At 60.9% G+C, this 632-nt stretch carries 1 pseudogene; it reads right to left on the reverse strand.

Going from position 1 to position 632, the window contains the following annotated elements:
• Positions 1-586 (reverse strand): annotated as a pseudogene (locus tag IC50_RS38265) (IS630-like element ISRj1 family transposase); the annotation flags it as partial.
• Positions 587-632: the final 46 nt, after the last annotated feature.

Genomic DNA, 632 nt, shown 5'->3' on the forward strand with positions numbered 1-632 from the left:
TGGGCAACTTCAGATAACCCTGCGCTCGCTCCAAAGCCTGGATCGAGGGCTTCTCGTCCACGCACAGCACAATGGCCTTCGCCGGCGGCGCGACATAGAGGCCGACAACATCGGCGGCTTTGGCCGTAAAGTTCGGGTCGTTGCTCTCGCACCAGGACTTGCGAGCCACCAGGTCAATCTTGTGGCTGCGCAGGAACCGCCAGACATATTGGACATCGACATCGCCCAGCGCCTCGGCCAGCAGGGGGCCGGTCCAGCGCGCAAACCCTTGCGGTGGCGGCTTATCCAGCAGCTTCAGAATCCGCTTGTCGGTCGTCTTCGTATAGATCGGCTGCTTGCCAGGCCGCGGCTTGTCTTGCAGCCCTTCAAGGCCATGGTCGGCATAGCGATGCCGCCAAAGGCTGACAATCCGCGGCTGGACCCCAACTTCCTTGGCGATCGACCGGGTGCTGCGCCCATCCGCCGCCAACAGAACTATCCGCGCCCGCTTCAAATCGCGCTGCAACGTCACCGGTGAGCGACAGCACGCCTCAAGCACCTTGCGATCTTTCCTCGAAAGGTGGACTTCTCTTGCTTCGGGTATCATCCCGACCTTGAATCACGACTCACGTTCCAAGAAAAGTGGGTACTAG

Origin of the sequence: Bradyrhizobium genomosp. I (2014) (genome assembly GCF_000261685.1) — a bacterium.
Taxonomy (GTDB): Bacteria; Pseudomonadota; Alphaproteobacteria; order Rhizobiales; family Xanthobacteraceae; genus Bradyrhizobium.